At 65.1% G+C, this 22,903-nt stretch carries 16 protein-coding genes and 1 pseudogene; 11 read left to right on the forward strand and 6 right to left on the reverse strand.

The genetic code is table 11. The annotated features are described in order from the left end of the window. Positions 1-32: 32 nt before the first annotated feature. Both msrP and msrQ read left to right on the forward strand, forming a co-directional pair. On the forward strand, positions 33-1,049 hold the full coding sequence (gene msrP / locus PNO31109_RS13645; RefSeq protein WP_150556036.1) for a protein-methionine-sulfoxide reductase catalytic subunit MsrP: 1,017 nt from the start codon (positions 33-35) through the stop codon (positions 1,047-1,049). An 89-nt stretch (positions 1,050-1,138) separates the two neighbouring features. Next, entirely contained in the window at positions 1,139-1,852 is a 714-nt protein-coding gene (gene msrQ / locus PNO31109_RS13650; protein WP_174966396.1) for a protein-methionine-sulfoxide reductase heme-binding subunit MsrQ, read from the forward strand. On the opposite strand, the gene lysA is transcribed toward msrQ, so the two are convergent. Further along, on the reverse strand, positions 1,780-3,048 hold the full coding sequence (lysA, locus tag PNO31109_RS13655; RefSeq protein ID WP_150556037.1) for a diaminopimelate decarboxylase: 1,269 nt from the start codon (positions 3,046-3,048) through the stop codon (positions 1,780-1,782). The genes msrQ and lysA overlap by 73 nt on opposite strands. Positions 3,049-3,208: 160 nt before the next feature. Next, a complete protein-coding gene (lptM, locus tag PNO31109_RS13660) occupies positions 3,209-3,436 on the reverse strand; it encodes an LPS translocon maturation chaperone LptM (protein ID WP_150556038.1) in 228 nt (75 codons plus the stop codon). Positions 3,437-3,493: 57 nt separating this feature from the next. Here lptM and cyaY point away from each other — a divergent pair, with 57 nt between their 5' ends. Next, positions 3,494-3,814 (forward strand): iron donor protein CyaY, encoded by a 321-nt coding sequence (gene cyaY / locus PNO31109_RS13665; RefSeq protein ID WP_150556039.1) that lies wholly within the window; start codon positions 3,494-3,496, stop codon positions 3,812-3,814. 111 nt (positions 3,815-3,925) lie between these two features. Here cyaY and PNO31109_RS13670 read toward each other — a convergent pair whose 3' ends face one another. Beyond that, positions 3,926-6,391 (reverse strand): penicillin-binding protein 1A, encoded by a 2,466-nt coding sequence (locus PNO31109_RS13670; protein WP_150556040.1) that lies wholly within the window; start codon positions 6,389-6,391, stop codon positions 3,926-3,928. Between the two features lie 278 nt (positions 6,392-6,669). On the opposite strand from PNO31109_RS13670, the gene pilM reads away from it, so the two are divergent. From pilM to PNO31109_RS13700, 6 genes and pseudogenes are all read left to right on the forward strand, one after another. After that, positions 6,670-7,719, forward strand: coding sequence for a type IV pilus biogenesis protein PilM (gene pilM, locus PNO31109_RS13675; protein WP_174966386.1), 1,050 nt, complete (start codon positions 6,670-6,672; stop codon positions 7,717-7,719). Beyond that, positions 7,710-8,378 carry a PilN domain-containing protein gene (locus tag PNO31109_RS13680; RefSeq protein ID WP_174966387.1) on the forward strand — a complete coding sequence of 223 codons (669 nt, stop codon included), beginning with the start codon at positions 7,710-7,712 and terminating at the stop codon, positions 8,376-8,378. Before pilM ends, PNO31109_RS13680 begins: the two co-directional genes overlap by 10 nt. Then, entirely contained in the window at positions 8,368-11,064 is a 2,697-nt protein-coding gene (locus tag PNO31109_RS13685) for a type IV pilus secretin PilQ (protein WP_150556043.1), read from the forward strand. The genes PNO31109_RS13680 and PNO31109_RS13685 overlap by 11 nt, the downstream gene beginning before the upstream one ends. Then, a pseudogene (locus PNO31109_RS13690) lies at positions 10,970-11,488 on the forward strand (shikimate kinase); the annotation flags it as partial. The gene PNO31109_RS13685 and the pseudogene PNO31109_RS13690, both read left to right, overlap by 95 nt. A 295-nt stretch (positions 11,489-11,783) precedes the next feature. After that, positions 11,784-12,860: a 3-dehydroquinate synthase gene (aroB, locus tag PNO31109_RS13695; RefSeq protein ID WP_150556044.1), complete on the forward strand. Its 1,077-nt coding sequence runs from the start codon at positions 11,784-11,786 to the stop codon at positions 12,858-12,860. A gap of 15 nt (positions 12,861-12,875) precedes the next feature. Further along, positions 12,876-14,012, forward strand: coding sequence for a deoxyguanosinetriphosphate triphosphohydrolase (locus tag PNO31109_RS13700; RefSeq protein ID WP_150556045.1), 1,137 nt, complete (start codon positions 12,876-12,878; stop codon positions 14,010-14,012). A 279-nt stretch (positions 14,013-14,291) separates the two neighbouring features. On the opposite strand, the gene PNO31109_RS13705 is transcribed toward PNO31109_RS13700, so the two are convergent. The 3 genes from PNO31109_RS13705 to PNO31109_RS13715 form a co-directional block, all read right to left on the reverse strand. Then, positions 14,292-14,669 (reverse strand): ElaB/YgaM/YqjD family protein, encoded by a 378-nt coding sequence (locus tag PNO31109_RS13705; RefSeq protein ID WP_150556046.1) that lies wholly within the window; start codon positions 14,667-14,669, stop codon positions 14,292-14,294. Between the two features lie 293 nt (positions 14,670-14,962). Beyond that, a complete protein-coding gene (locus tag PNO31109_RS13710; protein WP_150556047.1) occupies positions 14,963-15,712 on the reverse strand; it encodes an OmpW/AlkL family protein in 750 nt (249 codons plus the stop codon). 266 nt (positions 15,713-15,978) lie between these two features. Next, complete coding sequence (locus PNO31109_RS13715; RefSeq protein WP_150556048.1) at positions 15,979-16,827, reverse strand: OmpW/AlkL family protein; 849 nt, start codon at positions 16,825-16,827, stop codon at positions 15,979-15,981. 198 nt (positions 16,828-17,025) lie between these two features. Here PNO31109_RS13715 and PNO31109_RS13720 point away from each other — a divergent pair, with 198 nt between their 5' ends. Both PNO31109_RS13720 and PNO31109_RS13725 read left to right on the forward strand, forming a co-directional pair. Next, entirely contained in the window at positions 17,026-17,727 is a 702-nt protein-coding gene (locus tag PNO31109_RS13720; protein WP_150556049.1) for a transposase, read from the forward strand. A gap of 380 nt (positions 17,728-18,107) precedes the next feature. Beyond that, positions 18,108-22,841: a glutamate synthase-related protein gene (locus PNO31109_RS13725; RefSeq protein ID WP_477642610.1), complete on the forward strand. Its 4,734-nt coding sequence runs from the start codon at positions 18,108-18,110 to the stop codon at positions 22,839-22,841. Positions 22,842-22,903: the final 62 nt, after the last annotated feature.

Below are 22,903 nucleotides of genomic sequence, written 5' to 3' on the forward strand. Positions count from 1 at the left end.
GCTGCCGGCAAGCTGCATCAGGAGAGCGAGTCATGAGCACGAACAAATCCCGCCTGCGTGGCGCGGACATCCCGGCGAGCAGCATCACGCCGCGGGAACTCGTCGAGGCGCGACGGCATTTTTTGCGCGCTTGGGGCGCGGGGCTGGTGGGGCTGACCGGTATCGGCGGCGCTGCGTTGGGCCTGCTACCGCACGAGACTGCCTTGGCGGCGCCAGGCGCCGACAGTCCGGGCACGGGGCTGGCGAAACTGAGCGCGCCGCGCAACACGCGCTATGTCGTCACGGACAAGCCCACTGACATCAAGGACGTCACCACCTACAACAACTTCTACGAGTTCGGTACGGACAAATCCGACCCGGCGCATCGGGCGGGCACGCTCAGGCCGCGTCCGTGGCAGATTGCGATCGAAGGCGAGGTGCGGCAACCCAAGGTCTACGACATCGACGCGCTGCTCAAGCTCGCGCCGCTCGAAGAACGCGTCTATCGCCTGCGTTGCGTCGAGGGCTGGTCCATGGTGATTCCGTGGATCGGCTACTCGCTGTCCGAGCTGATCAGGCAAGTGCAGCCGACGAGCAATGCGCGGTACGTGGAGTTTGTTTCGCTGGCCGATCCCAAACAGATGCCGGGCCTGTCGTACCCGGTGCTCGGCTGGCCATACGTCGAAGGGCTGCGCATGGACGAGGCAATGCATCCGCTTTCACTGTTGACCTTCGGCCTGTACGGCGAGGTCCTGCCCAACCAGAATGGCGCGCCGGTGCGCATGGTGGTGCCGTGGAAGTATGGCTTCAAAAGCGCGAAATCCATCGTGAAGATCCGCTTCGTCGAGAAGATGCCTGTCACGAGCTGGCATCGCGCCGCGCCGGAAGAGTACGGCTTTTACTCCAACGTGAATCCCGACGTCGACCATCCGCGCTGGAGCCAGGCCACCGAGCGCCGGATCGGCGACGGCGGCATCTTCACGCCCAAGCGCAAGACCCTGATGTTCAACGGCTATGGCGAGCAAGTCGCCAGCCTGTACCAGGGCATGGATCTGCGCAAATTTTTCTGAATCTTCCGAGTCGACGCGTCGTGTCCACCCAACCCACCGAATCACGCGACGGTCTTGCCGTTTCCTCGCCGCCGGCACGAGACGGCCCGGTGCGCGCCTGGCAAGCCCACGTGCGGGCCGTGCCGAGGGGCGGTGCGCCGCGCTGGGTGCCTTGGGGAAAAGCCACCGTCTTCCTGCTCGCGCTGCTGCCGCTGCTGCGTCTCGTGGTGAACGGCATAACGGACCGGCTGGGCGCGAATCCCGTCGAGTTCATCACGCGCTCGACCGGGACATGGACGCTGGTCCTGCTTTGCGTCACGCTGGCCGTCACGCCCGTGCGGCGGTTGCCGCGTCTGGCATGGCTGCTGCGCTTTCGCCGAATGCTGGGGCTCTTCGCGTTCTTCTACGCCGCGCTGCATTTCACGACGTACTTCTGGCTCGATCAGTGGTTCGACTGGGCGAGCATCATACGCGACGTGACGGGCAAGCGCCCGTTCATCACGATGGGCTTCGCGGCATTCGTGCTGATGGTGCCGCTGGCGTTGACCTCGCCGCATGCGATGGTGCGGCGTCTGGGTGGGCGGCGCTGGCAACGGCTGCATCGCGCGATATACGCGATCGCGGTGTTGGCGATTCTGCACTACTGGTGGATGAAGGCGGGCAAGCGCGACTTTGCCGAGCCGGCGATCTACGCGATCGTGGTGGCGTGCCTGCTCGGCGCCCGCGTGTTGTGGGCGCTTCGCAGGCGCGCTCAGACGCCATCGGGCAGCAGCCGTTCGCCGGCGAACAGCGACTCGACCGTTTCGCGCTCGCGCACGAGGTAGGCGTTCTCGCCGTCGACCATCACTTCGGCGGCGCGCGGGCGCGTGTTGTAGTTCGAGCTCATCGTGAAGCCATAGGCGCCCGCCGAACGGATTGCGAGCAGGTCGCCGGGCGCGATGGCCAGCGCCCGGTCGCGACCGAGCCAGTCGCCGCTCTCGCAAACCGGGCCGACGACGTCATACGTGGCAACGTCCAGCGCGCGCCGCTCGACCGGGTCGATGTCGTGATAGGCCTCGTACATGGCGGGACGGGCCAGATCGTTCATGGCGGCATCGACGATGGCGAAGTTCTTCGTTTCGCCGTGCTTGAGGAATTCCACGCGCGTGAGCAGTATGCCGGCGTTGCCCACCAGCGAGCGGCCCGGCTCGAACAGGACCTGCCGATGGCCGTGGCCGCGCTTGGCGATATGATCGAGCAGCGTGGTGGCAAAGGCGGTGATGTCCGGCGGTGTCTCGTCGGTGTAGGTGATTCCCAGGCCGCCGCCCACATCGATGTGATGTAGTGAAATGCCGGCGGCTTCGAGCTTTTCGACCAGATCGAGCACCTTGTCGGTCGCGTCGAGATACGGCGAGATTTCGGTGATCTGCGAGCCGATGTGGCAGTCGATGCCGACCACTTCCAGGTGCGGCATGGCGGCAGCGGCGCGATAGGCGTCGAACGCTTCCTCGTAGGCCACGCCGAACTTGTTGCCGCGCAGGCCGGTGGAGATGTACGGGTGCGTCTTGGCGTCGACGTTCGGGTTCACGCGCAGCGACACGCGGGCGCGCTTGCCCGTTTGCCCGGCGACCTCGTTGAGGCGGTCGAGCTCCGGACGCGACTCGACGTTAAAGCAGAAGACGTCCTTTTCCAGCGCATAGCGCATTTCGTCGGCATGCTTGCCGACGCCCGAGAACACCGCGCGCTTCGGGTCGCCGCCGGCTGCGATGACGCGCGCCAGTTCACCGGCCGACACGATGTCGAAGCCGGCGCCAAGGCGCGCGAACACGCCGAGCACGGCGAGATTCGAGTTCGCCTTGGCGGCGTAGTGCACGGCGGCGTTGCGCCCTTCGCAGGCCTTGGCGTAGGCCTGATAGGCGCGCGTCAGAGCCGCCTTCGAATAGACGTACAGAGGCGTGCCGAAACGCTCGGCGAGCGCCGGCAGGGCAACGCCCTCGGCATGGAGCACGTCGTCGCGGTAGGAGAAGGTGGCGTCGGACATTGCGAGTACTCGGTAATCAAACGGTGGCCCGCCGGTGGGCGGCGGGCGTGGGCCGAATAGCGCTCGATTGCGCTGGGTCTGGCCGTAGCTTAGCCGGAATTCGAGGGGAATTTGCCGGCGGTTGTCTGGGGGCTGGCCGGGATTGGGCTGGCCGCCAGGCTCATTCGGGTTTGGCGGGGGGCAGCACGTCTGCGGGCGGCACCTCGACCGACGGGCCGCGCTGCGGCTCCGGCACGCGCGGCGGCGGGGGCAGCGGGGCGCCCGGCGGCGGCGTCGGTTTGACGGGCCGGGCCGGGATATACAGCGGCCCGGCCTGGCCGCAGCCGGCCAACACGCTCAGAAGAGCAATCGACGCTACAATCGCGCTGGTTCGAATAGGTGCAGTCATGGGGGTATCGCCGCGTGGTGCGGCATGCAAACGATGACGCAAATCGTGGAGTTTAGCATGACGGAAAGTGAATTCCTGGCGCTCGCCGAGGCGGTGCTGGCGCAGGTGGAGGCGGCTGTCGAGGGCAGCGATGTGGACATCGATTGCGAGCGCTCCGGCAATGTCCTGACGCTCGAATTCGAAGACGGCAGCAAGATTATCGTCAACTTGCAAACCCCGATGAGCGAGATCTGGATCGCGGCGCGCTCGGGCGGCTATCACTACCGGCTCAAAGGCGACAAGTGGCGTGACACCCGCGATGATTCGGAACTGTTCGAAGCGCTCTCGCGCTTCGCGTCGGAGCAGGCCGGCGAGACGGTCACGCTGAGCGCGGACTGAGCGCTCGAATCCCACGGCCCCGGCTCGGTCTGGAGCGCATTGCCGAGTGCCCCCCGCCCCCGGCGCCGGCCTAAATGCAGTCGCCGCCTGCTCCGCAGGCGCTTCCCAGCGTCAAGGCTTGCTGTTGAACATATCCAGGATACGTTGACGCTCCTGCCGATCGACCGGTGCGGGCGTCGGCGCCGGTCCCGGCGACGCCGGCATCTGTCCCGGGAACGCACCGGCGCCGGTTGACGTCGACGGCCCGGTCGCGGCCGATCCATCCGGGGCCGTATCCGCGCTCAGCCCCACCGTGCTCACCGCACGGCCAGGCGGATAGTCGTCATAGAAGTAATCGCCATTGGCCTGGATGATGCCCGGCGGCACCGGACGCGTCGACTCCGGCACCCCGCGCAACGCCTTGGCCATGTAGTCGATCCAGATCGGCAGCGCCAGCCCGCCACCGGTCTCCCGATCCCCCAGATTGCGCGGCTGATCGAAGCCGATCCAGGCCACCCCTACGAGTTGCGACTGGTAGCCGGCGAACCAGGCGTCGTGAGAATCGTTGGTCGTCCCGGTCTTGCCCGCGAGGTCGCTGCGCTTGAGCACGTTGGTCTTCGCCGCAGTCCCGCGCGTGGCCACGTCGTGGAGCATCGAGTTCATGATGAACGCGTTGCGCGCAGGGATCGCGCGGATCGACTCGTCACCCGCCGTCGTCGGCTTCTCCTCCATGATGACGTTGCCCTTGGAGTCGGTGATGCGCGCCACGATGAAGGGATTCACGCGGAAGCCGCCGTTCGCGAAGACCGCATATGCACTAGCCATTTGCAGCGGTGTGACCATGCCGGCGCCGAGCGCCATCGGGAGATACGCAGGATGCTTGTCCGCCTCGAAGCCGAAGCGCCCGATGTACTTCTGCGCATAGCCGGGCGTGATGCTCTGCAGAATACGGATCGACACGAGGTTGCGCGAGCGCATCAGCGCCACGCGCATGGGCATCGGCCCTTCAAAGCCCCCGCCGTAATTCTTCGGCTCCCACGGCTGACCGCCCGTTTGCGCCGCGGTGAAATAGAGCGGGCCGTCGTTGATGATCGTCGCCGGCGCGAAACCCTTTTCCAGGGCGGCCGAATAGATAAATGGCTTGAAGCTCGACCCCGGCTGCCGCCATGCCTGCGTGACGTGGTTGAACTTGTTGCGGTTGAAGTCGAAGCCGCCGACGAGCGAGCGAATTGCGCCGTTCTGCGGGTCGAGCGAGACGAATGCGGCTTCGATGTCCGGCATCTGCACGATGCGCCAGTTTTCCTTCGCGTCCTTCGTGACGCGGATCACCGAACCGCGACGGATCTTCTGCTTCGGTTGCGCCTTGGCGCTCAGGCCCGCGGCGGCAAAGCGCAGCCCGTCGCCGGTCACCGTCACGTCGTCGCCGTTGAGCAGCACCGCCTTGACCTGTTGCGGCGTGGCCGACAGCACCACGGCCGCGACCATGTCGCCGCTGTCCGGATGCTCGACGAGGGTATCGTCGATCAGTTGTTCGCGGGCGTCCTGATCGTCTGGCAGATCGATGTTCGCCTCGGGGCCGCGGTAGCCGTGGCGCAGTTCATAGGCCATCACACCCGAGCGCAGCGCTTCATACGCGGCTTCCTGGTCGGCCGAGTTGATCGTCGTGTAGACGTTGAAGCCGCGCGTGTAAATCTCGTCCTTGAACTGGGCGTAGAGCAACTGACGCACCATTTCCGCGACGTAGCCGGCGTGGACGCTGAACTCGCTGCCGAGCCCGCGCACCACGAGTTCCTGGGCGATGGCCTGGTCGTATTCCGCCTTGGAAATGTAGCCCAGGTCGTACATCCGCTTGAGGATGTATTCCTGACGCACGCGGGCGCGCTTGTAATTGACGATGGGGTTGTAGGCGGACGGCGCCTTGGGCAGGCCGGCGAGCATGGCCGCCTCGGCCAGCGTGATGTCCTTCAGATCCTTGCCGAAATACACCCGCGCGGCGCTCGCGAAGCCGTAGGCCCGCTCGCCGAGATAGATCTGATTCATGTACAGCTCGAGAATCTGATCCTTCGTGAGGCGCGATTCGATCTTGTAGGCGAGCAGCGCTTCGTAAATCTTGCGCGTATATGTCTTCTCGCTGGACAGGAAGAAGTTGCGCGCCACCTGCATCGTGATCGTACTGGCGCCCTGCGAAGAGCCGCCGCGCGTGAAGTTCGCCACGCCCGCGCGGAATATCCCGATGAAGTCCACCCCGCCGTGCTGATAGAAGCGGTCGTCCTCGATGGCGAGCACGGCTTTTTTCATGACGTCCGGGATATCGGCGAAGCGCACCAGATTGCGACGCTCCTCGCCGAACTCGCCGATCTGGATTTCGTCGGCGGTATAGATGCGCAGCGGAATCTTGGGTCGATAGTCGACGATCGTGTCGAGCGACGGTAACTGCGGCGTCATCACCACCAGGATGTACCCGGCGAGCAACGCGCCACACACGCCCATCGCGGCGACCAGGCCGACGAACCACAGAGCGAGGCGCAGCCACAGGGAGCGGCGCGGTTTGGGTGGGCGCTTGTCGCGAGGTGTCTCGGTTTGGGGTGTGCTTGCCATGGGGGAACCGGAAAAAACGATGGGCCGATTATAACGAACGCCCCGCGCCCACCCGCCGGACCTGCCGGAAATCGGAGTGCAGGCCTACGGGGTCTCGGAAAAAGACGAGAAAAAACACGCATGAATTCCTAAAGCGGAAATTGACCGCTATGTGCCTCTCAGGATTCGGACTGGTCCGATTGGACTGCCGTATCGCCATCGCTAGGATCGATCGCATCGACAAAGCGAGAAACGGAAGGAGGGGCATGATGAGAGCGGTCCTGCGCGGAGTACGTCAGATGAGCAGCGGACTCACGTCGGCGCCGCCACGCGCCGGCGGTGGCGGGGTGGGCATTCACTTTGACGCGGCGGCGGTCCAATTCGTTCGTCTGACGCGGTGTGCCGGCCCCGCACGTCTGCGCCTGACGGCCTATGGCAGCGCGGTGGTCGAAGACGGTGTCGTGCGAGGCGCGTTGATTGCCAAGCCCGAAGCAGCTGCGCGTCACCTCGCCGATTTGCTGGAGCGAACCGGCATGAGCGCTTCGGAGTTGCGCGACGACACGATCGTGCTGGCGCTGCCGGCGCACGGGCTCAAGACCGAAGTCGTCGACTATCCGGCGGACGTGCCGCCGCGCGCACTACGTGCGTGGTGCGAGCGGCGCGCCGCGCTGTTGGTGCCTGGCGACGCGGACGCCGGCCTGCGCTGCCGGGTCGGGGTGACGTGGGCAGACCCCGCCAACCATCGGCTGCGGCTGTACGCCTGCGAGGCGGAGTTGGTCGACGCTCGCGTCGCGGTACTGGAAATGTGCGGCTTGCAGCCGCAGGCGGTCGATGCGGCACACGAAGCAGCACGACGCGCGTTCCGGTGGGCGTGGCCGAGCGCCGCGCACGCGGATGCGTCGGCCGGCAGCGGCGCCAACACCGAGACTGACGCGAACGCTGGGGTGGAGCGGGAGCCGCCGCCGTTGGCGTTGCTGCAGGTGGATGCCCACGAGTTCGACCTTTCGGTATTTGACGGTAGCGATTGCGTGGCCGATGCGCGCGAGCGATTCGACGGCATTGGCGGACATCCGGACGCGCTGGCGGGTATTGTGCGCGAGGTGGCGGGCAAGCTGGCGGTCAGACCCCGTGCGATGTACCTGGCCGCACAAGGCGCCAGCCCGGGCACGCTGGTCGCAATCTGCGATGCACTCGAGGCGGCATGTGGCATTCCGGTACGCCCTTTCGATCCGTTGCGGCGATTCTCGATCTCGCATCGCCGTCAGCCATTCGCGCAGCGCGGCGCCTTTGCGGTGGCATGCGGGTTAGCGCTTCGCGCAATGTCCGTGCAGGGGGTGTCATGCGAGTGAAGGCCTCACTGCCACCGCTCGACTTCCTGCTGACGCTCGAGCAGCGCCGTCAACTGGCGTTCCGTCGTCAGTGGCGACTTTGGACCGCGATCGCGGCGCTCGGAGCCGTGGCCGCGGCCGCGCCGATCGCGCTTGATCTCCACTTACGCGGGGAGGCGCGGGCACGACTTGCTGCGCTGCGCGCGAGCAATGAAGCCCGAGCGGGCGAGCGCGCAGCTTTCGATGCGACCGCGCGTGCTCTGTCTGCCATGGTGGCGCATCGCCGCGCGGCCGTGACCCTGGTCGAGCAGCGGCAATCCGTCGCCCCTCGGCTGCTGGACGTGATGCGCGCCTGCGCTGACGGCGTGCGGCTCACGTCCGTGAAGTCTGGTGGAGACCATTTGCGCATCGAGGGGTACGCGACGACTCAGTCGAGAGTCCGCGAGACACAGAAGCGCCTGCGCGCACTGCCGTGGGTGCGCAAGGTCGCCGAGGTCGAGTCGAGCGTGGTGCCCGAGAGCGTTCGGCGCCAGTGGGCCGATGCCGACACCTCGGGCCCACAGCCTGAGATCCGTCGGTTCACGCTGCGCATCGAGCCCAAGCCGTCGCCCAGACCGGCGGCGCGGGGGGTAGACACCGTGGACGAGTGGTCGTCGGAGGAGGTGGCCGATGTACGGTGAACCCCATCCGCCGGACGACGTCCGCGACGTTGTACACGACATGTCGAGCCGCTGGCGCGCGCGATGGGCCGCGCTGACGTCCACCTCGCCCACCGAGTGGTCTGCACCTGTGCGATGGGTGTTGGCGGCGGTTGCATGGTTGACCGGGCTGATGTTGGCGTGGTCCGTATGGTGGCTCATCGGATTACCGACGCGGGCGGCGTTGCAGAAGGATCTCGGCATCGAGGAGGCGACGCTGGCACGAACCGATGAGGCCGCAGGACAACTGCCCGTGCTGGCGGAGTCGCTCCGGAGGGCGCACGCGGACGACGTTGCCTGGCAGCGCTTGCTGCCGCGCGCGGACGGACCATCGGGCGCTTCGTTGGCGTCCGGCCAGCCTTGGGGCGGTGCTGCACCCCGGATGGAGGAACCGCATCACGAGCCGTCGAGCACGTGGCGCGCGGACCTCGAGCAACAGGTGGCACGAAGCGGGCTGATATTGGAGACGGCGCGGCCGGGCGCCTCGGTGGCGTCCGAACACGCCAGCCGCGAAGACGGTATTGAAATCGAGCGGGCGGAAATGCGCGTTCGCGGCGCGGTAGCGGACCTGCTCGCCTGGCTCGCCGAAGTGGACCGAATGCCGCGTCATCTAGAAGTCGAACGGTTTTCGTTGCAGGGCCCTTCGCGGGAAACCGCCGGGGCGACGGATGCGCAGGCCGTGCTGACCGTGACCGTTGCCGCCTTTCTCTGGCGCAAGCCCTCGGACCTCGCTGTGCGTGCCGCCTCGCAAGCTGTTCCTGCAATGCCCGCACTGCTGCCGCCGTGGGCGCTACCCGCAGACATGGTCGACGTATTCCGAACGCCGCTGACGCGCCGGCCGGCGCGCGGCGCCGTGACGATGGCGGCGTCCAGCCAGGCGCCATCGATCGAGAAGGCGCCGCTGGTGGGGTCGATGCGAGCGGGTTCGCGTTACGTGATGCTTCGGCGCGGCGCCACCGGACTGGAGGCGACCTGGCGCGAAGCGCCCAGGGATCAACGGCGGACGAAAACGGCGGATGCCGACACCGTGGACGTCACGCTGCACGGCGCTCCGGCGGGCGACGCGCTCCGGACTTTCGCTCAGCTCACCGGGCGCAGCGTGGCGCTCGGGGAGCCCGTGCACGGGAGTCTCGACATGGATTTGCACGGAGTGACGGCCGAGACAGCCTTCGACGTTATGATTCGCAGCGCCGGGCTGGGGGTGCGACAGGTCGGTGGCGTGGACTGGATTGCACCGCGCGCGCAGTTGCTGGCCGACGAGCAGACGCAGCTCGAGGCCGAGGCCAAGCGGGAGGCGCTGCTGCCGCTCGCGAGTCGTCGCTTCACGCTCAACTATCCGCGCGCGCAGGCCCTGCGGGAGATCATCATGGGAGAGAAGGATGCCAAGGGGCGGCGGCTTTTATCGGCACGAGGCAGCTTGATTGCCGATCCGCGCACCAACCAGCTGTTCGTCACGGATGTGCCCGAGAAGCTCGAAGCGCTGGCCTCGTTCATCGCGCGCATCGACGTGCCGGTGCGCCAGGTTCTCATCGAAGCGCGCATCGTCGAAGTCGACGATCGATTCAGCGATTCGCTCGGCGTGCGGCTCGCGGGATACAGTGGGGCGCCGGGGAACGGCGGTGGTGGCGGTAGTGGCGATTCGTCGGATCGTGGCGGCCGAGGGGGTTCCGGCGAGCCGCGAGGTGCCGAAAAGCCCGAGGGCACGCGTGGCGTCGGAGGCAAGCCACGCGGCAGTTCGCTCGACATCGGCTTGCCGGCCGCCGCGCTGGCGGGCGCCGTACCGCCGAGCCTGGCCATCACCCTGTTCGGTCGCTCTGCCACGCGGTTCCTGCAACTCGAGCTCTCCGCTCTGGAGACGAGCGGACGCGGACGCGTGATTTCCCGACCTCGCGTGGTGACGGCGGATAAGATCCAGGCCGTCATCGAGCAGGGTACGGAATTGCCTTATGTGATGCGCGAGGGCCGGCGCAGCCTGCCGTCGGTGCGCTTCAGAAAGGCGACGTTGCGGCTGGAAGTCACGCCGCTGATCACCCCCGACGGTCGCGTAATTCTCGACGTCGACGTGCGCAAGGACAGTGTTGGGCAGGAGGTCGTCGGTGGGTTTGCCATCGATACGCGGCAGGTCAAGACTCAGGTACAGGTCGAGAACGGGGGAACGGTCGCCATCGGCGGGATATATCAGGAGGAGCAGCGCGATTCCCGGGCGGGCGTGCCGTGGATTGGAGAGGTGCCAGTGCTCGGCGCCCTGTTTCGAAACCGCACGGAGGAAAACCGACGCACCGAACTGCTGGTATTCCTGACGCCGAGTGTGGTGCCCGAGGGCGGTGCCCTACCCGCGGCCGCGCCGCCCCTCGTGGAAGCGCTGCCTGAACTGCCGGCCGTACCGGAGGCGGCGCCGCCACAGACTGCCCCGTCGCCCGCGTCAACGGTATGGGTGCCGCCGCTGGCGCCAAGGGGCGACCTACCTTCCGGCCATCCCAGGCTGACCGAGGGGATGCCCGAGGCGACGCGTTCCGCACGCCGGAGGGATATCCCGGTATCATCAGGGATTGGAACCCAAATATCAGCGATTTATGCTGGAAAACGTAATACTTGTCGGACTGATGGGGGCGGGCAAGACCACGGTTGGACGCGCAGTGGCACGACGTCTCGGACGGCAGTTCTATGACTCCGACCACGAGATCGAAGCGCGCACAGGCGTGCGCATTCCGGTCATCTTCGAGCACGAGGGCGAAGACGGTTTCCGTCAGCGCGAAGCCCAGACCATCGACGAACTCACCCAGCGCAGCGGCATCGTCCTCGCCACCGGCGGCGGCGCCGTGCTGCGCGCCGAGAACCGCGAACGCATCAAGTCGCGCGGCACTGTCGTCTATCTCCGGGCCAATCCGCATGACCTGTGGCTGCGCACGCGCCGGGACAAGAATCGGCCGTTGCTGCAAACGGCGGATCCGCGCGCGCGTCTCGAACAACTGTTTCAGGAGCGCGACGCGCTGTATCGCGAGTGCGCGACCTTCGTGATTGAAACGGGGCGGCCGAGTGTGAATGCGCTCGTCAACATGGTGCTGATGCAACTCGAAGTCGCGGGCATCGTGCCGAGCACATCCGGCGCCGTGCCGGGCGTGCCCGACAGCGCACTCGCCGAAGTGGCTCCGACCGTGGCACAGGGGCAGGATGTCCCGCGTGAGGGTGGCAGACTGATATCGTCAAACAGCGCCTCAATTAGCGTGCCGAATAGCGCGCCAAATCGCTGGCCAAACCATCGGCCAAATAGCGACGACCCGGAGTCGGCAGCGTCCGTCCCGCCGGCCCACGATGCCCCGTGATACCCGTGACACCTTTTCTCGCTGATATCGGCCGGCCGATATCGCGAATACGACAACAAGCGGCATGATTACCCTCAAACTCGATCTGGGCGAGCGCGCCTATCCCATCCACATCGGCACCGATCTGCTGACGCAGGACGCGCTGTTCGCGCCGCACGTGCGCGGCACGCATGCGGTCATCGTCACGAACACGACCGTCGCACCGCTGTATGCGGAGCGGGTGGCCGCCACGCTGCAGCGGTTGGGCAAACGCGTCGTCACTGCGGTGTTGCCCGATGGCGAGGCGCACAAGAACTGGCAGACGCTCAATCTGGTGTTCGACGAATTGCTCGGTGCCCAGGCTGACCGCAAGACGACGCTGATTGCCCTGGGCGGCGGCGTCGTCGGCGACATGACCGGCTTCGCGGCGGCCTGCTACATGCGCGGTGTGCCGTTCGTGCAGGTGCCCACGACGCTGCTCGCGCAAGTCGACTCGTCGGTTGGCGGCAAGACAGGCATCAACCATCCGATGGGCAAGAACATGATCGGCGCTTTCTGGCAGCCGAGCGCCGTGCTGGCCGACATCGGCACGCTCGCCACGCTGCCCGAGCGCGAACTCGCGGCGGGCCTGGCCGAGGTGATCAAGCACGGCGCGATTGCGGACGAGAAGTTCTTCAATTGGATCGAGGCGAACATCGACGCGCTCAACGCGCACGATACGGCGGCGCTCTCATACGCGGTGCAGCGTTCCTGCGAGATCAAGGCGCAGGTCGTGGCCAGCGACGAGCGCGAACAGGGCCTGCGCGCCACGCTGAATTTCGGGCATACCTTCGGCCATGCCATCGAGGCAGGGCTCGGCTACGGCGAGTGGCTGCACGGTGAGGCTGTCGGCTGCGGCATGGTGATGGCGACCGACCTGTCCGCGCGCCTCGGGTTCATCGACGAAGGCCTCGTGCCGCGCATCAAGGCACTGGTCGCGGCGGCCCGGCTGCCGGTCGTCGGGCCGGATCTCGGCGAAGACCGCTACGTCGATCTGATGCGTGTGGACAAAAAGGCCGAAGGCGGCGACATCCGCTTCGTGCTGCTCAACCGCCTGGGGGGCGCGTTCATGACAAGCGTTCCCGACGCCGATTTGCGCGCTACGCTGCGCGCCAACGTGTAAGGAAGGAGGCGGGCGATGATCGATTACGAAGCGTCGCTTGCCCCCTACGCGGCGCGCTCTTCGGCTTCGCGCGGGCGGCGCTTCGCCGAGCCTGCGCCGGCGACGCGCACCGAATTCCAGCGTGATCGCGATCGCATTATTCATTCAACTGCATTCCGTCGGCTGGAATACAAGACCCAGGTCTTCGTGAATCACGAAGGGGATCTGTTTCGCACGCGTCTCACGCATAGCCTCGAAGTCGCGCAGATCGGCCGCTCGATCGCCCGCAATCTCCGTGTGAACGAAGACCTCGTCGAGGCGATCGCGCTGGCCCACGATCTTGGGCACACGCCCTTCGGCCATGCGGGACAGGACGCGCTCAACGCCAGCATGCGCGAGTACGGTGGCTTCGAGCACAACCTGCAGAGTCTCGTCGTCGTAGACGAATTGGAGGAGCACTACGGCGGCTTCAACGGCTTGAACCTGTGCTTCGAGACACGCGAGGGCATTCTCAAGCACTGTTCGCGCGCTAATGCGCGGGCGTTGGGCGAATTGGGTGAGCGCTTTCTCAAGGGGCGCCAACCCGGCATCGAGGCCCAGATCGCCAATCTGGCCGACGAAATCGCCTACAACAACCACGATATCGACGACGGCGTGCGCTCGGGGCTGCTGACGCTCGAACAACTCGACGACGTCCCACTCTGGAAACGCTATTGTGCCGAAGCGCGGCTGGAGTGGCCGGCGATCTCTGGCCGCCGTCTGGTACACGAGACGACGCGCCGGATCATCAATGCGCTGATCGTCGATTTGATTGCCACTACGCGGCGTCGCGTGGCGGACGCTTCGCCCGCCTCGATGGAAGAGGTCCGCGACGCCGGCCCGCTGGTCGCTTTCAGCGACGAAATGCGCGAGCACGCCGGCCAGCTCAAGCGGTTCCTGTTCGAGAACCTTTATCGGCACTACCTCGTGATGCGCATGGCGGCCAAGGCGCAACGCATCGTCCAGGAACTGTTCGACGCGTTTCTCACGGATCCGCGCCTGCTGCCGCCGAATTACCGCACGGAGAATGCGGCCGATCAACCGCGTTGGATCGCACACTACATCGCGGGGATGACGGATCGCTACGCGATCAAGGAATACAGCCGGCTATTTACCATTGCGCCAACGCTCTGATCGCACTGCGACCGCGTCGACCGTCCGTTGGCCTCCTGTTGCCCGCCCGTCGGCCCTCGGTCGACCATAAGGCGCCCGAGAGGGGAAGCCCGCGAGCCACAGGTGGACTTGGAAGGCGAACGAGCGAACGAAATAGCGAAACAGCCGGCGGGTTTGCCGGCTGTTTCGTTTGAGGCGGGGCGTCGGTAGCGCGGGTCCCGGCGTCCGCAGGTTTTTGACCTTTGCAGCGCACGCCCCCCACGCTGCCATGCGGCGAGGCACATCGGGGCGCTCGGGAGCCTAGCTGCGACCGGCGATGAAGCCGAGCACCAGCGCGACGGCCGCAACAGTCCCGAGGGCTTGCCATGGGCGCTCGTGTACGTAGCCGTCGGCCTCGTCCCACACTTCGCCCGCTCGCCGGCGCAAATTCGCGCGCGCATCGCCGAAGTCGCTGCGAGCCTGCCGCAGCTTGTCGCCGATTTCGTTGCGCAGCGCTTCGATGTCCGACGCCGATTTCGCGTTGGCGAGGGCGTGTTCGAGATCGTCGAGAAGGTCGCGCACGCGAGACGACACATCGCCGCCGGCGAGCCGTGCGGCACGCGCGGTGCGGCGGCCGGCGTAGCGCGCGTCCTCCAGGCTGCTGTTCAGTGCAGTTTCCGCTTTCGAGGCAATTCCCATTTTCAGACTCCCAAGAAGAGGTATTGAAATACGACGTTCGCGTATCCGGAGACGGGAGCGGACGCCGGTGGAACCCTGAGGCGAGCGACCATTATGACGCGCCGGTTCTAGCTCGGGGGCATCTTCAGAGACAGTTCGCAAAAATGGAAAGTTGCAGCGCGATGGCCGAAGATAACGTCAGAACGGGCCGACAGTGCGAGAGCACCGCCAAAAATGCGAAAACGCCGCATATGGCGGCGTTTTCTCGTTCATCCGATGCGACTTCGGCGGCGTCGGGACAATACGCGGGCGGCTTAGAAGCGATAGCCCAGCGACAGGAACGTCACGACGGGGTTCAACTTGACCTTGGCCTCGCTGGTGGTCGTGATCGGGCCGCGCGTAGTGGTCAGCTTGGCCGTGGTGCTCACCGGGATGTACGACACGGAGAAAGCGAGTGTCCAGTGCTTGTCCATGTTGTAGTTGATACCCGCGTTAAACACCGGCGCCCACGAGTTGGTCAGCGAGGCCGTGGTGTTGCCTCCCGGCGCGCCGGTCAGCGCGGCACTGGCCAGGTTTTGGAAGCCCGGCGTGAGCTCGATGTTCGAGTAGAAGAAGTAGCTCGCCCCGATACCCACGAACGGACGCCACGTATCGTTGGCCTGGCCGAAGTAGTACTTCAGCAGCAGTGCCGGGCTCCACTGCTTGGCCGAGGCGAGCGATCCGCCGCCCGGCAGTGCCAGCGCTCCCTTACCATAGAGACGGAACTTCGGCGGAAGGCCGACGACCGCCTCGACAGCGATGTTGTCGGTAAAGAAGTGGGCGAAGGTCAGGCCCGGCGTGTCGGCGTCATCCACGTCCGCGCCTGTGTTGCCGAGGCGGCTGTTCACTGCATTGGCGAGACCCGGCACGTTCGAGCCGGTTACATGCAGCGGGTCGCTCGAAACCTGGGGCGAGAGGTGGAACCAGCCAAGGTTGATAACGTTATCGCCGGCTTGTTGCGCGAAGGCGGCCCCCGATGCCGTCAGCATGGCCGCGGCAGCAATCGTCAGATGTTTCAACTTCATCGATTCGTCTCCTGCTCAAGATTCTTTATTGTCGAGAATTTCGTTAAATGAAATTCAGGGCCATTATGCCGACGGTGCAAAGGCCGGGGTAGCAAGAGTCTGGAGGCTGCGCTCTAAAGGTGTTGTATCCACGCATCGACTCATGGAATGCCCTTAGGAAAAAGCGCTGGACGAAAGAAAGGCGTGCCCGTATATGTCAGGCACGCTTTCGGAATTCACTGCGGAGTCCGACATGCCGGACGCAATACGCGTCCCGCACGCTGGGTCTAGAACTTGTAGCCGAGCGAGACGAACGTCACAATCGGATTGAGCTTGATTTCGGCATCGGACGAGGACAGCACCGTACCGTCCTGTGCCTTGATCTTGATGTTCGCCGTCGTCTTGAGCGGCAGGTACGAGACCGATGCGCTGGCGACCCAGTGCTTGTCGAAGGCATAAGAAAAGCCGGCATTGAAAACCGGCTGCCACGACGCGGACGATTTGGCTTCCACGCTCGTCGGGCCGTTATGCCCCGAAGTGAAAGCGAGCACGCTGCCGAAATTCTGATTCAGCGCCGATTCGAAATTCGGATTGAGATTCACGTTGGTAAAGAACGTGTAGCTCACGCCGATGCCGAGAAACGGGCGCCACGTCGAGTTGGCCTGTCCGAAGTAATACTGAAACACGAGCGCCGGGCTCCATTGGCGCACGCTCTGCACGATCGGATTGTTTTGCGCGGCGCCCAGATCGATGCTGGTCAGCGCACCGGCCACACCCGGCGGCGCAATGACGCCCTGTCCGTTAAGCTTGAACTTCGCGGGCACGCCGGCCACCGTCTGAACGGCGATGTTGTCGGTGAGAAAGTGCGTGATGACCAGCCCGAGCGTGTCGGCGTTGCTGACCTTGGCGCCGCTGCCCGGGGACGTGAAACTCGAGGGCACGAGCGCCGGCGTGATGCCCTGCTGGGTCACGTTCGTAGTCATGGGTTTGCTGGAATCCTGCGGGGCGATGTGGAACCACCCCAGGTTGATGACGTTGTCTCCAGCTTGTTGAGCGAAGGCGCCGGCGGACGCCAGGGAAATGCCGAATCCGAGCGCGCACAAACGCGCCGCGGACCGATAGGCCCGAGTTGTCATTTGTCTATCCTCCCAAGATTATTTATTTATTTTTCGATGCATTATGCGCTTGGGATTTCGCAGTGCAATCGTCGAATCTAGAGTTTTTGTACGAATCGAAAGGATTTCGCTAGATATCAGTATTTAAAGGGTTTTTGAGCAGTGAAAGTCCCTCGAATATCGTGATATCGAGTTTTAAAGCATTACATTTGAATCCGCATGGCCCGATTACCGCGACTTTTCATTCCGCGCCAACCGCAGCACGTAATTCTGCGCGGCAATAACCGGCAGGCGATCTTCGTGGACGACGAGGATCGGCGCGTATTTCACGACCGCCTGCGCGACGCCGCACGCACGCACGGCCTGGCAATCCACGCGTGGTGCATGATGCCGAACCACCTGCACCTGGTCGCCACGCCCGCCGACGAGCGCAGCCTGCCCGCAACCCTGCAGGCGGTGGGGCGCTACTACGTGCTGTATTTCAACCGGCGCCACCAGCGCACGGGCACGCTCTGGGAGGGCCGCTACCGCGCCACCGTGATCGAAGCCGAGCACTATCTGCTGCTCGCCAGTCGTTACGTCGAGCTCAATCCGGTACGGGCGGGCCTCACCGATGCGCCGGGCAACTATGTGTGGTCGAGCTACAACCATCACGTGGGCCTCACGGTCGACAGCCTGGTCACCGACCACGCCCTGTACTGGGCCCTGGGGAATACGCCGTTCGAGCGTCAACGCGCCTACGCGGAAGGATTCTCCATCCCGCTGCCGGCGCACGAAGTCGACGCATTGCGTACAGCCACGCAGAAGGGCTGGCTGCTCGGCGGGCCCGAATATCAGGCCCGCATGTCGCTCGCCGCCAACCGTCGTGTGAGCCCGCTCACGCGCGGGCGCCCCCGCAAACTGGCCGCCGGCGCCGCTTGATCGCCCCTGCGGCAGGCCGTCCCCGGTCTGCCGTCCTTTCGCCAAATGCTTGAAAACACGAAATTTTTCTATCGTCGGGGCCTGTGTCTCGTTAATCTGACCCCAATAAAAACAAGCCTCCTTTTGGTGCGGTTTTTAAATTGCATCCGACCCTAATAAAATATTTTGTCATTGTGAAATTCCTGGCGTATATTCCAACTTCGGCCGATTGGTGCGATGCGCAAAACCGTGCGCGCTGAGTCGGCCCCCTGTGGCAACGCTCGAGAAAGACCTTCGACGTGCGCGAATCCGCAGCTCTGGCCGGCCCGGCCAACCCCACTTAACCCGGTCGACCGCGACGAGCATGCGCGCGGCGACCTCGCCAAGAGACGGTGTAACTCGTGGAAAAGAAACAGCAACCGATTGCGACGGCAGCAGCGCTGCCGGGTGAGGCGTACTCGGCGCCGGACGCACAGGGCATGTACGACCCGGCCAACGAACACGATGCCTGCGGCGTCGGCTTCGTGGCTCACATCAAGGGCGTGAAGAGCCACGCCATCGTCGAGCAGGGTCTGAAGATTCTCGAAAACCTCGACCACCGGGGCGCCGTCGGCGCCGATCCGCTGATGGGCGACGGCGCGGGCATCCTGCTGCAGATTCCCGATCAGTTTTTCCGCGAAGAGATGGCCAAGCAGGGCGTGACGTTGCCGCCGGCTGGCGAATACGGCGTCGGCATGATCTTCCTGCCGAAGGAGCACGCGTCGCGCCTGGCCTGCGAGCAGGAACTCGAGCGCACCGTGAAGGCGGAAGGTCAGGTCGTGCTGGGCTGGCGCGACGTCGCGATCGATCGCGACATGCCGATGTCGCCGGCCGTGAAGGCCACCGAGCCGGTGATCCGTCAGATCTTCATCGGCCGCGGCCAGGACATCATGGTGACGGACGCGCTCGAGCGCAAGCTCTACGTCATCCGCAAGACCGCCAGCCACCGCATCCAGGCGCTCAAGCTCAAGCACGGCAAGGAATACTTCGTGCCGTCGATGTCGGCGCGCACCATCGTCTACAAGGGCCTGCTGCTGTGCGATCAGGTCGGCCGCTATTACCGCGACCTTGCCGATCCGCGCACCGTCTCGGCGCTCGCCCTCGTTCACCAGCGTTTCTCCACGAACACGTTCCCGGCCTGGGAACTGGCGCACCCGTATCGCATGGTCGCGCACAACGGTGAAATCAACACCGTGAAGGGCAACGTGAACTGGATCAACGCCCGCACGGGCGCGATCTCGTCGGCCGTGCTCGGCAACGATCTGCAGAAGCTGTGGCCGCTGATCTACCCGGGCCAGTCGGACACCGCGTCGTTCGACAACTGTCTCGAAATGCTGACGATGGCCGGCTACCCGCTCGCCCACGCCGTGATGATGATGATCCCCGAAGCCTGGGAGCAGCACACGCTGATGGACGAGAACCGCCGTGCGTTCTACGAGTACCACGCCGCGATGATGGAGCCGTGGGACGGCCCGGCGGCCATCGCCTTCACCGACGGCCGCCAGATCGGCGCCACGCTTGATCGCAACGGCCTGCGTCCGGCGCGCTATCTGATCACCGACGACGACATGGTCATCATGGCCTCGGAGTCGGGCGTGCTCCCGATTCCCGAGTCCAAGATCGTCAAGAAGTGGCGCCTGCAGCCGGGCAAGATGTTCCTGATCGACATGGAGCAGGGCCGCATCATCGACGACAAGGAGCTCAAGGACAACCTGGCCAACGCCAAGCCGTACAAGAGCTGGATCGACGCCGTGCGCATCAAGCTCGACGAGATCGAACCGAAGGTCGAGGAGGCCGGCGTGCACCACGACACGGCCACGCCGCTGCTCGACCTGCAGCAGGCGTTCGGTTACACGCAGGAAGAAGTGAAGCTGCTGATGACGCCGATGGCGATCAACGGCGAAGAGGCCGTGGGCTCGATGGGCAACGACAGCCCGCTCGCGGTCATGAGCAACAAGAACAAGACGCTCTATCACTACTTCCGCCAGCTTTTCGCACAGGTGACGAACCCGCCGATCGACCCGATCCGCGAGAACATGGTGATGTCGCTCGTGTCGTTCATCGGCCCGAAGCCGAACCTGCTCGACACGAACAACATCAACCCGCCGATGCGTCTCGAGGTGTCGCAGCCGGTGCTGGACTTCAAGGAAATCTCGAAGATCCGCCACATCGACAAGTACACCGGCGGCAAATTCCGCTCCTACGAGCTCAACATCTGCTACCCGGTCGCATGGGGCAAGGAAGGCATCGAAGCGCGCCTCGCCTCGCTGTGCGCGGAAGCCGTGGACGCCGTGAAGTCGGGCTACAACATCCTCATCGTCTCGGACCGTCTGACCAATCGCGAGCAGGTGGCGATCCCGGCGCTGCTTGCCACGTCGGCCGTGCACCAGCATCTGGTCGCGCAGGGCCTGCGCACCAGCACCGGTCTCGTGGTCGAGACGGGTTCGGCGCGCGAGGTGCATCACTTCGCGCTGCTCGCCGGCTACGGTGCGGAAGCCGTTCACCCGTACCTCGCGATGGAAACGCTCGCACAGATCGCCCGCAAGCAAGGTGGCGACCTGACGCCGGAAAAGGCGATCAAGCACTTCGTCAAGGCGATCGGCAAGGGCCTGCACAAGGTCATGTCGAAGATGGGCATCTCGACGTACATGTCGTACACGGGCGCGCAGATCTTCGAGGCCATCGGCCTGTCGCAGGAACTCGTGCAGAAGTACTTCCAGGGCACGGCGTCGAACGTCGGCGGCATCGGCATCTTCGAAGTGGCCGAAGAAGCGGTGCGTCTGCATCGCGATGCTTTCGGCGAGAACCCGGTGCTCGCCAACATGCTCGACGCCGGCGGCGAATACGCGTACCGCATCCGTGGCGAAGACCACATGTGGACGCCGGACGCCATCGCCAAGCTCCAGCACTCGACCCGTTCGAATTCGTACCAGACGTACAAGGAATACGCGAATCTCATCAACGATCAGAGCAAGCGGCACATGACGCTGCGCGGTCTGTTCGAGTTCCGCGTCGATCCGCAGCGCGCGATCCCGCTCGATCAGGTCGAGCCGGCCAAGGAAATCGTGAAGCGCTTCGCCACCGGCGCCATGTCGCTCGGCTCGATCTCGACCGAAGCGCACGCCACGCTGGCTGTCGCGATGAACCGTATCGGCGGCAAGTCGAACACCGGTGAGGGCGGTGAAGATCCGCGCCGCTATCGTAACGAACTGAAGGGCATTCCGATCAAGAAGGGCGAGTCGCTCGCGTCGATCGTGGGTCGCGACGTCATCGAGACCGACATCGAACTGCAGGACGGCGATTCGCTGCGCTCGAAGATCAAGCAGGTGGCCTCGGGCCGCTTCGGCGTGACAGCCGACTATCTGGTGTCGGCCGACCAGATCCAGATCAAGATGGCGCAGGGCGCGAAGCCGGGCGAAGGCGGTCAGCTGCCGGGCCACAAGGTGACCGAGTACATCGGCAAGCTGCGCTATTCGGTGCCGGGCGTCGGCCTGATCTCGCCACCGCCGCACCATGACATCTACTCGATCGAAGACCTGGCGCAGCTCATTCACGATCTGAAGAACGTGAACGCGTCGTCGTCGATCTCGGTGAAACTCGTCTCGGAAGTGGGGGTGGGCACGGTTGCCGCCGGCGTCGCGAAGGCCAAGGCCGATCACGTGGTGATCGCCGGTCACGACGGCGGTACGGGCGCCTCGCCGCTCTCGTCGGTGAAGTACGCCGGCACGCCGTGGGAACTGGGGCTGGCCGAAACGCAGCAGACGCTGGTGCTCAACCGTCTGCGCGGCCGTATCCGCGTGCAGGCCGACGGTCAGATGAAGACCGGCCGCGACGTGGTGATCGGCGCGCTGCTCGGCGCCGACGAATTCGGGTTCGCCACCGCGCCGCTCGTTGTCGAGGGCTGCATCATGATGCGCAAGTGCCATCTGAACACCTGCCCGGTGGGCGTGGCGACGCAAGATCCGGTACTGCGCAGGAAATTCCAGGGCAAGCCGGAGCATGTCGTCAACTATTTCTTCTTCGTGGCCGAGGAAGTGCGCGAAATCATGGCGCAACTGGGCATCGCGAAGTTCGACGACCTGATCGGCCGCGCGGACCTGCTCAACACCAAGGCGGGCGTTGAGCACTGGAAGGCGAAGGGGCTCGACTTCTCGCGCATCTTCCATCTGCCGCAAGTGGAAGCCGAAGTGCCGCGCCTGCATGTCGAGTCGCAAGACCACGGCCTGGCCGGCGCGCTCGATCACGCGCTGATCGAGAAGGCGATGCCGGCGCTGGAGAAGGGCGAGCATGTGTCGTTCATCCAGCCCGTGCGCAACCGTAACCGCACGGTCGGCGCCATGCTCTCGGGCGAAGTGGCCAAGCGCTACGGTCACGAGGGTCTGCCCGACGACACGATCCACGTGCAGCTCAAGGGCACGGCGGGCCAGAGCTTCGGCGCATTCCTCGCGCGCGGCATCACGCTGGACCTCGTCGGCGACGGCAACGACTACGTGGGCAAGGGCCTGTCGGGTGGCCGCATCATCGTGCGTCCGACCAACGACTTCCGCGGCAACGCCGAGGACAACATCATCGTGGGCAACACGGTGATGATCGGCGCGATCGAAGGCGAGGCGTTCTTCAACGGCGTGGCCGGCGAACGCTTCTGCGTGCGCAACTCGGGCGCCACGGCTGTTGTGGAAGGCACGGGCGATCACGGTTGCGAATACATGACCGGCGGTACGGTGGTCGTGCTCGGCGAGACCGGCCGCAACTTCGCCGCCGGCATGTCGGGAGGTGTGGCCTACGTGTACGACGCCGACGGCACGTTCGCCGCCAAGTGCAACACGGCCATGGTCGCGCTCGATCCGGTGCTGCCGCACGGTGAGCAGGAGCGCACGGTGAGCCCGGGACTGTGGCATCGCGGCCAGACGGACGAAGCGCAGTTGCGCGAGCTGATCGAGCGCCACTTCCAGTACACCGGTTCGACGCGCGCCAAGGCGCTGCTCGAAGACTGGGACGGCGCGCGCCGCAAGTTCGTGAAGGTGTTCCCGAACGAATACAAGCGCGCCCTGGGCGACATGGCGAAGGCTAACGACAAGCAAGCACTGGCGGCCTGACGCCGTTTGCGCGGCACAGCCGTGGGGCAAGGACCCCGCGGCGTGCCGCGCGCGGACGAGGC

The sequence above is a fragment of the Pandoraea nosoerga genome, assembly GCF_902459585.1.
GTDB classification, from domain to species: Bacteria; Pseudomonadota; Gammaproteobacteria; order Burkholderiales; family Burkholderiaceae; genus Pandoraea; species Pandoraea nosoerga.

Bases quoted from the DNA above. Each gene is read 5' to 3' on its own strand.
- PNO31109_RS13685 (WP_150556043.1), top strand. From the start codon at position 8,368: ATGTACGGTGAACCCCATCCGCCGGACGACGTCCGCGACGTTGTACAC.
- cyaY (WP_150556039.1), top strand. From the start codon at position 3,494: ATGACGGAAAGTGAATTCCTGGCGCTCGCCGAGGCGGTGCTGGCGCAG.
- PNO31109_RS13710 (WP_150556047.1), bottom strand. From the start codon at position 15,712: ATGAAGTTGAAACATCTGACGATTGCTGCCGCGGCCATGCTGACGGCA.
- PNO31109_RS13670 (WP_150556040.1), bottom strand. From the start codon at position 6,391: ATGGCAAGCACACCCCAAACCGAGACACCTCGCGACAAGCGCCCACCC.
- PNO31109_RS13700 (WP_150556045.1), top strand. From the start codon at position 12,876: ATGATCGATTACGAAGCGTCGCTTGCCCCCTACGCGGCGCGCTCTTCG.
- PNO31109_RS13705 (WP_150556046.1), bottom strand. From the start codon at position 14,669: ATGGGAATTGCCTCGAAAGCGGAAACTGCACTGAACAGCAGCCTGGAG.
- PNO31109_RS13715 (WP_150556048.1), bottom strand. From the start codon at position 16,827: ATGACAACTCGGGCCTATCGGTCCGCGGCGCGTTTGTGCGCGCTCGGA.
- lptM (WP_150556038.1), bottom strand. From the start codon at position 3,436: ATGACTGCACCTATTCGAACCAGCGCGATTGTAGCGTCGATTGCTCTT.
- PNO31109_RS13720 (WP_150556049.1), top strand. From the start codon at position 17,026: ATGGCCCGATTACCGCGACTTTTCATTCCGCGCCAACCGCAGCACGTA.
- aroB (WP_150556044.1), top strand. From the start codon at position 11,784: ATGATTACCCTCAAACTCGATCTGGGCGAGCGCGCCTATCCCATCCAC.
- pilM (WP_174966386.1), top strand. From the start codon at position 6,670: ATGAGCAGCGGACTCACGTCGGCGCCGCCACGCGCCGGCGGTGGCGGG.
- PNO31109_RS13680 (WP_174966387.1), top strand. From the start codon at position 7,710: ATGCGAGTGAAGGCCTCACTGCCACCGCTCGACTTCCTGCTGACGCTC.
- lysA (WP_150556037.1), bottom strand. From the start codon at position 3,048: ATGTCCGACGCCACCTTCTCCTACCGCGACGACGTGCTCCATGCCGAG.
- msrP (WP_150556036.1), top strand. From the start codon at position 33: ATGAGCACGAACAAATCCCGCCTGCGTGGCGCGGACATCCCGGCGAGC.